The 6,831-nt window shown below is 71.6% G+C and carries 6 protein-coding genes and 1 pseudogene; 4 read left to right on the top strand and 3 right to left on the bottom strand.

Going from position 1 to position 6,831, the window contains the following annotated elements:
• A pseudogene (locus VIR15_RS00910) lies at positions 1-280 on the top strand (PAC2 family protein); the annotation flags it as partial.
• Positions 281-316: 36 nt separating this feature from the next.
• Here VIR15_RS00910 and VIR15_RS00905 read toward each other — a convergent pair.
• The 3 genes from VIR15_RS00905 to VIR15_RS00895 are packed head-to-tail and all read right to left on the bottom strand — an operon-like array spanning position 317 to position 4,257.
• A complete protein-coding gene (locus tag VIR15_RS00905) occupies positions 317-1,327 on the bottom strand; it encodes a hypothetical protein (RefSeq protein ID WP_331925586.1) in 1,011 nt (336 codons plus the stop codon).
• A 10-nt stretch (positions 1,328-1,337) separates the two neighbouring features.
• Positions 1,338-3,116 (bottom strand): DNA polymerase, encoded by a 1,779-nt coding sequence (locus tag VIR15_RS00900; RefSeq protein WP_331925585.1) that lies wholly within the window; start codon positions 3,114-3,116, stop codon positions 1,338-1,340.
• Complete coding sequence (locus tag VIR15_RS00895) at positions 3,109-4,257, bottom strand: MalY/PatB family protein (RefSeq protein WP_331925584.1); 1,149 nt, start codon at positions 4,255-4,257, stop codon at positions 3,109-3,111. Before VIR15_RS00895 ends, VIR15_RS00900 begins: the two co-directional genes overlap by 8 nt.
• A 190-nt stretch (positions 4,258-4,447) precedes the next feature.
• Here VIR15_RS00895 and VIR15_RS00890 point away from each other — a divergent pair, with 190 nt between their 5' ends.
• The 3 genes from VIR15_RS00890 to VIR15_RS00880 form a co-directional block, all read left to right on the top strand.
• Positions 4,448-5,215, top strand: a complete 768-nt coding sequence (locus VIR15_RS00890) for an EcsC family protein (protein ID WP_331925583.1) — start codon at positions 4,448-4,450, stop codon at positions 5,213-5,215.
• Positions 5,205-5,762, top strand: coding sequence for a YkvA family protein (locus tag VIR15_RS00885; protein WP_331925582.1), 558 nt, complete (start codon positions 5,205-5,207; stop codon positions 5,760-5,762). The genes VIR15_RS00890 and VIR15_RS00885 overlap by 11 nt, the downstream gene beginning before the upstream one ends.
• Positions 5,763-5,882: 120 nt before the next feature.
• On the top strand, positions 5,883-6,831 hold a 949-nt coding region (locus VIR15_RS00880), incomplete at its 3' end, for a DUF4192 domain-containing protein (protein ID WP_331925581.1).

Raw genomic sequence — 6,831 nt, 5'->3', positions numbered from 1 at the left:
GGCGCTGGCTGCCGCCGCAGGCCGCGACCGTGCCGAGATCGCCCGCCAGATGGAACAGTCCGACGAGATCTCTGCGGTCGTGCGAGCGCTCGAGCAGCAGTACGACACGTTCCTCGAGGGCCGTCGTCACCGGAGCCTGCTCGCCACGGACCTGTCCGACCTGCCCACGGCCGACGAGATCGGCGCTGAGTTCGAGGCCTTCCTCAAGGACGTCGCCGACGAGGGCGACGAAGCCGCGGGGTCGGACGGGTCGGACGGCGAGGACAGCCCCAAGGGCTGAGCGGCCCGAGTGAGCACTGCGTGCTCGGCCAGCGGGTCAGTGCGCTGCACCAGCGCGGTCGCTCGCGCTGCTCGCCAGCGCACCAACGAGGCCTGCCGCGAGCCGAGCAGGGAAGTCATCCGGGAAGCCGTGACCGAGACCGGGGACCACGTCGAGCGTGAAGTGGCCGGAAGGTCCCGAGTCGAGTTCCTCGGCCAGCCCCACCACATCCTCGGCGAGCTCGTCGTCTGCTCCGACGATGATGAGTGCCGGGCTGAGCTGGTCGCGCGACGCCCGAGGGGGGAGCGTGCCGGCCGATGCAGCCGGGGCTACTGCGATGACTCCTGACACCGGAAAGGGGTCGGCTGAGAGGGCCCATTGGAGCGCGACCCGGCCACCCGCGGAGAAGCCTGCTGCGACGGCGGGCAGCGACCGGAGCTGGTCCGGCAACAGCCGGCGGGCCTCCGCGATCTCAGCAGCTGCGCGCTGCGGGTCCGGCCACGACCGGTAGCGAGGCGACGTCAGTTGCGACGAGCGGATCGCCAGCACCGCGAAGCCGTTGCTCGTCGCCGAGCCCCAGGCAGCCATCGCGTCGTCGGCGTCCTCCTCGGCTCCATGGAGCGCGAGGACCAGGCCCCGGGGGGCGGCGGCGGGCAGCCCCAACCGGTCACCACTGCGGTCCTGGTCCGCGTTGGCCCGCTCCCACTGTCCGCGGGAGGACTCCACGAGGCCGGTGAAGCGCCCGATCTCCCGCAGGCCCGCCAGGTCGTCGTCGTCCACGAGGATCCGGGGATCCCACCAGGAGCCGGCGGCGTGGGCGGTGGCGAGAGTGTCGAGGGCCTCGTTGTGGTTGCCCAGGGAGCCGAGCAGGCATGCCGTGAGGTGGGCCAGCTCGGCGCGCCAGGGCTGCAGCTCGGCGGACGACTCGGTGATCAGGTCGATGGCCTCACTGCGCCGGTGCTCGGCGTAGAGGCGAAAGACGGTGTCACTGAGCGTGCGGTACTGCTCGCGGGGATTGATGGGGATCTCGGACGGGTCGGTCATGTGGTCGGCCATGTGGTCGGTCATGGGACAGGGGTCACTCCTTGGCCTCGCTCCATCGGCGGATGACGCTCGTGTCGGCGACGAAGCGCACCTGGTCCGTCCCCGCCCACGTCCGGGACGCTCGGACCAGAGCCTCGGCCACGGTCCGTCGCGCCTCGTCGGAGTGCGCCAGCGGGACGTGGACGAGGAGCTCGTCGTGCAGGCACAGCACGATCTGGCCGCCGAGTGGGCGGACGCCGTGACGCACCGTCGCCGCCCACGCCTTGAAGAGCTCGGCTGCCGACCCCTGGATGATCGCGTTGCGCGCGTAACGTCCCCGGGCTGCGTCGGCAGCACCATCCGACCGTGTGCCGCTGGGCTCGTCCCCTGCGGCATCCGGTCCGCCCGTGGCGGGATCGCCAGGACGAGGCGCCGCTGTGAAGGGAATCAGGCGACCGCCATACGTGCGCAACGGCCGGCGGGCCACGCCGTCGGCGTAGGCCCGGTCGAGCAGGCTCATCGCCACGGGGTAGGCGCGCTCGAGATCCTCGAGTGCCTCGCCCGCCGCACCGGACCGCTGGCCATACATCGCGGCGAGCACGGCCACCTTGGCGACCGGGCGCTCGACGCCCAGCTTGGCGGCGACCGGTGCGTACAGGTCGTCGCTGCGCGTTGCCTCGGCGAAAGCCCGGTCGCCGCTGACGACCGCGAGGACCCGAGGCTCGACCTGTCCGAGGTCGGCGCGGACGAACACGTGCCCGGGCCTGGCGCAGATGGCCGGTCGGAGCGGGGCAGGGAGGTTGTGCAGGCCGTTCTGTGCCGTCATCCGTCCTGCGGCCCCGTCGCACGCGGTCCAGTTGCCACGGAGTCGGTCGTCCGCTCCGACGTGCTCATCGAGCCAGCGGTAACCGTACGTCGTCGCGATGCGCTCGTCCTTGCGCCACGTCAGGAGGGCGTCGACGAGTGGGTGCGTGTGCCGGTAGGGCTCGAGGAGCCAGGCCCGGGTACTGGGCACGTCGATCCCGACGGACGAGAGCAGGTCGCGGACCTGGGCTGGATTGCGAAGGTCGGTCCGCTCGCGCCCGGGAGCGTGGCGCAGGACCACGCGGTCGCGCAGCGTGCGGATCCGCGCCGCGTCCGCATCGTCTTGGGGTCGTGGTCCAGCCGCGGCCCCGATGAGGTCCTCGGCCGCGTCACGGTCAACGGGCAGGCCGTCGCGCTCGAGCTCCAGGCAGAGGACCGCCGCGGCAGACTCTGACCACACGGTTTGGATGAGCCGCTCGGCGGCGGACCCGGCAGTGCGCCGAACGGACTCGTCCTGGTCGCGTTGGCACTCGAGGGCGAGGTGGGCAAGGGCTGCGACGCGGTCCGCGGTCGATGCCCAGCCCTCCAGGGCGTCGGCCCGCAGGTGCCCCGTGGACGTGAGCAGGTCGTCCGATCCCGACCCGGCCACGTCGAAGAGGTCGGCATCGAAGCCGGCGTGCCGACCGCGCCGGGGAAGCGGGACGTCCCGCGCGGGGAGTCCACGGCAGCCGGCCACGACGTGGCCGGGGGTGGCCGACCAGCCACCATGCAGCAACCGATGCGCCTCGGCGAGGTCCCACGTCCGGGGTACCTCCACGCCTGCGGCGACGACTCCGCGAAGCCCGTTGCCGGCCGACCACACGACCCAGCGCGGGTTGACGGACTCGACCAGCCGGGCGACCTGGGACGCCACCTCGGCGAGCGGCCACGGCTCGTCCAGACCGGGCCCAGCGGCATACGCCTCGTTGGTGCCCACGACGAGCGCGACGAGCGCTGGGCTGGCAGGCTGCCCACTCGGCTGGTCAGTCAATGGAACCGGCCATCCGACTGATGGCCTCACGCAGAATCTCCGGCGACGTGGCGAAGTTGAGCCGGCAGCAGCCGCGACCGCCCTCGCCGAAGCTCGGACCCTCGGAGAGGGCGACCCTTCCACGCTCCCGGAAGCGGGCCGACGGGTCGTCACCCAGGTCGAGCGCCCGGCAGTCGAGCCAGGCCAGGTAAGTCGCCTCCGGCAGCTGCAGGCGCACACCGGGCAGCTGGTCGGCGATCAGCTCGGCGAGCAGCTGGCGGTTGGCGTCGAGCTCCTGGACGAGGCGCTGGACCCAGTCGACGCCTCTGGTCAACGCCGCCGTGTGCGCGATGACACCGAGGTGGCTCGCGCCGAACGTGACGAATGGGTGGAGGCGTCCGATCGCGGCACGGGCCTCGGGTCCAGGGACGATGAGGCCGGCCTTGAGGCCGGCGAGGTTCCACGCCTTGGAGGCGGACGTCACCGTGACGGCCCTCTCGGCGCCGGGGACGGTGAGGTAGGGCGTGAAGGAGCTGGACTGGTACACCAGCGCGGCATGGATCTCGTCGGAGATGACGGTGACGCCGTGGTCGTCCGCGAGACGGGCCAGCATCTCCAGCTCCGCGGAGGTGTGCACCGTGCCGGTGGGATTGTGCGGGTTGCACAGCAGATAGGCCGCTCGGGCACCCCCCGTTGTCGCCCGCTCGAACGCGTCCGCGAGGGACTCGGGGTCGAGGCGGCCGTCCGGCGTGAGTGGCGCATCGAGGGGCTTGCGCCCGATGGAGTCGATGACGGTGAAGAAGGCGTTGTAGACGGGGGAGCTCAGGACGACCGGCGCCGCCTGGTCAGTCACAGCCTCGAGGAGGCGGGCAATGCCGCTGAGGACGTCCGCTACGACGACAGACGTCTGCGCGTCGAAGTGCCAGTTCCACTGGGTGGCAGCGAAACTGGCGAAGGCCTCGGTGTAGTCGCGCGTCCAGGGGTAGCCGGTGTCGCCCCGACGCATCGCCTCCGACACAGCTTCGACCACGGCCGGGCACGGCTCACAGTCCATCTCCGCCACCCAGAGCGGCAGGACGTCGCTCGGGTGGGCGCGCCACTTGAGACTCGTCCGGGAACGCCTCAGGTCGTCCGCCGGGGCCGTGAGGATGCGGTCCGTCATGGTCACGAGCCTAGGAGAGCACACCGACGTCTCGAGGAGACGAACAGGGGGTAAGGGGTACGGAAGCAAGGGTCGCCAGATGGCCTCGTGCGCGTCGCGGATCGCGTAACGTCAGCCCGGTCCGGACAGTCGAGGACAGGGATGTGCGCCCTTGATCGACGAGACGAACTGTGTCAGGGAAGGGAGCCACGTGGGCATCTTCGGATGGGGTAAGGATGAGACGCAGGCAGCGTCGGACCGCACCGCCGGTCAGGTGCAGGAGGTTGCGAAGCACGGGTCTGGCGGCAGCGCGCTCGAGCGGGCGAGGGGCGCCGACGAAGGTGGCCTGAGCGGCGCAGCCACACGGTTCCTGGAGCGGCTGCTCGACGTCGGGATCGATGGGAAGGGACCGTTCGACTCCGCGCACACGGTGGCGGACCAGGCCTTGAAGGACGCCGGTGGTGATCCCGACGAGGCCATCCGGATACTCCACCGCCAGCACCGCCGCCTCGGGCTGGCCGGGGGCTTTGTCACCGGGTTCGGCGGGTTCTTCACCATGGCGGTCGCCCTGCCGGCGAACGTCCTGGAGTTCTACCTCCTCGGCACGCGGATGACCGCCGCCACGGCTCGGCTCCGCGGTTACGACATCGACCAACCGGAGATCCGGTCGGCCGTCCTGCTCACCCTCGCTGGCGCCGACAGCGACGACCTGCTGAAGAAGGCGGGCGTCTTCGCGGCCGGCGGTAGCCTCACCACTGTCGCGCTTGAGCGGCTCCCGGCGCCGGCGCTCATGGTGCTCAACAAGGCGATCGCGTTCCGTCTGCTCGGACGCCTCGGCTCGGGCATCATCGCGAAGCTGGGTCGCGCGGTGCCGATCGTCGGCGGGCTCATCGGCGGCGGCGTCGACGCGTACATGTTGACCCGGATCGCCAGTCAGGCTCGCCGGGAGTTCCCAGCGGTGGCGACGTATGGCCGGTAAGCGGCTCAAGCTCATCGCCACCGTCGCCTCGGTGGTCCGCGCGTCCACGCGGCCCGGCGCACCGAGCCTCTCGAGCCGGGTGCAGGCGGTGCCGAGACTCGTGCGGGCAACGCTCAGCGGCCGCTACGTCGGCACGACGCGGGGGCGCCTCGGGTTGCTCGCCGGCGCGGTGGCCTACATCGTCTCGCCGGTGGACCTGGTGCCCGAGGCAGTTCTCCCCGTGCTCGGCACGGTCGACGACGCATTCGTCATCTCGTGGGCGATCAAGACGCTGGTGGAGGAGACGGACCGGTTCCTCGCATGGGAGGCCGGCGAGGGTCGGGGCGGCTCGGCTCGCGGCTCCTCTCGACCGATTCGTGGAGGTGTCGTGGTCGAGGCTGATGGGGCTGACGGGACTGGTCAGGGAACCCGGGATGGGGGCGGCACGGCCAGCGCGGATCACCGGCAGGCCCGCGCGACCGGAGCCGGGCCGCGCCCCGGCGTCGAAGCCAGGCAGGCTGCGACGAACTACGTTCTCGAGACGGTCCGCAAGCGACTGGAGCGGTGACGCGGCGGCATGCAGGCGTGCTGGCGGGACGTGTCCACATCCCCCGGCGCGCGTCGAGCGCCGTCCACAGGAAGGGGGTAGCCGCTGTCGCGGCGAGCTCTGGACGGCCAATGTCGCTGCATGCAGAAGATCTCAGTCTCCGGACCGGCCGAGCTGGTCACCATCGTCCCGTTCCACCTCGGGTTCCAGCCTGAGCGAAGTGTCGTCGCCATCTGCCTCCGGGACAGGGCCTTTGGTCTGGTGGCCCGGATCGACGTGGTCGGCAGCCCGCACGCGGCGGAGGCAGCTGCGCAGCTGACCGAGACGATCCGGCGGGACGGCCCGACCGCGGTGGCGCTGGTCTCGTACGAGAGCCGGCCCGGAGAGGCCCGGCCCCTCGCCGCCGCACTCGGAGCGGCGCTGGGGCTGGCCGGCATCCCGGTCACCGAAGACATCGTGATCCGCGATGGGCGCTGGTACTGCCTCAAGGTCGACGACTGCCCGGACGAAGGCGAGGACCTGCCAGCGCCCGCCGATGTGCCCGCTGTCGCCGGCTACGTGGCCCTCGGTCGAGCCGTCCTTGCCGACCGCGAGGCCATGGAGTCCCTCGTCCGACCGGTGCCTGAGACCGGCGATTCTGGGTCGGGCGTGGGGGAGGCCATCGAGCAGTGGCGAGTCAGCTACCACGCGGCACTGCGAACGCGCTCACTGCGATGGGTCGAGCACGAGGGGACGAGACCGTATTCCCAGGATGCGCAGCCCGACCGTCCGACTCGGTGGGACGTCCTCGCGGATGAATGCTTCGCCGCGTGGGGCCGGCTGTTGGACGGCGCCGAGCCGACCGACCTTGACCCGCTGTTGCCAGCCCTTGTCGGGCCGCTCGACGACAAGGACCTCCGGGACGCACTCATCGCCTGGGTGTGCCCGGGGTGGCTGCCCCCCGATGCCTTCGATGACCGGCTGCGCCGGCGGCTGGAGGCACTCGGCTCGCCCGTGGGCCAGCCGGGGCACATGGGGCAGACGGGGCAGGGCGTGGAGACCGCGGCCGACGTTGAAGGTGCTGCAGGCGTCGACGACTTCCCGTGCGAGG

Origin of the sequence: Intrasporangium sp., from assembly GCF_036566125.1 — a bacterium.
GTDB lineage: Bacteria > Actinomycetota > Actinomycetes > Actinomycetales > Dermatophilaceae > Intrasporangium.
The sequence above is the reverse complement of the archived record's forward strand: the minus strand, read 5'-3'. Positions and strand labels throughout refer to the sequence as shown.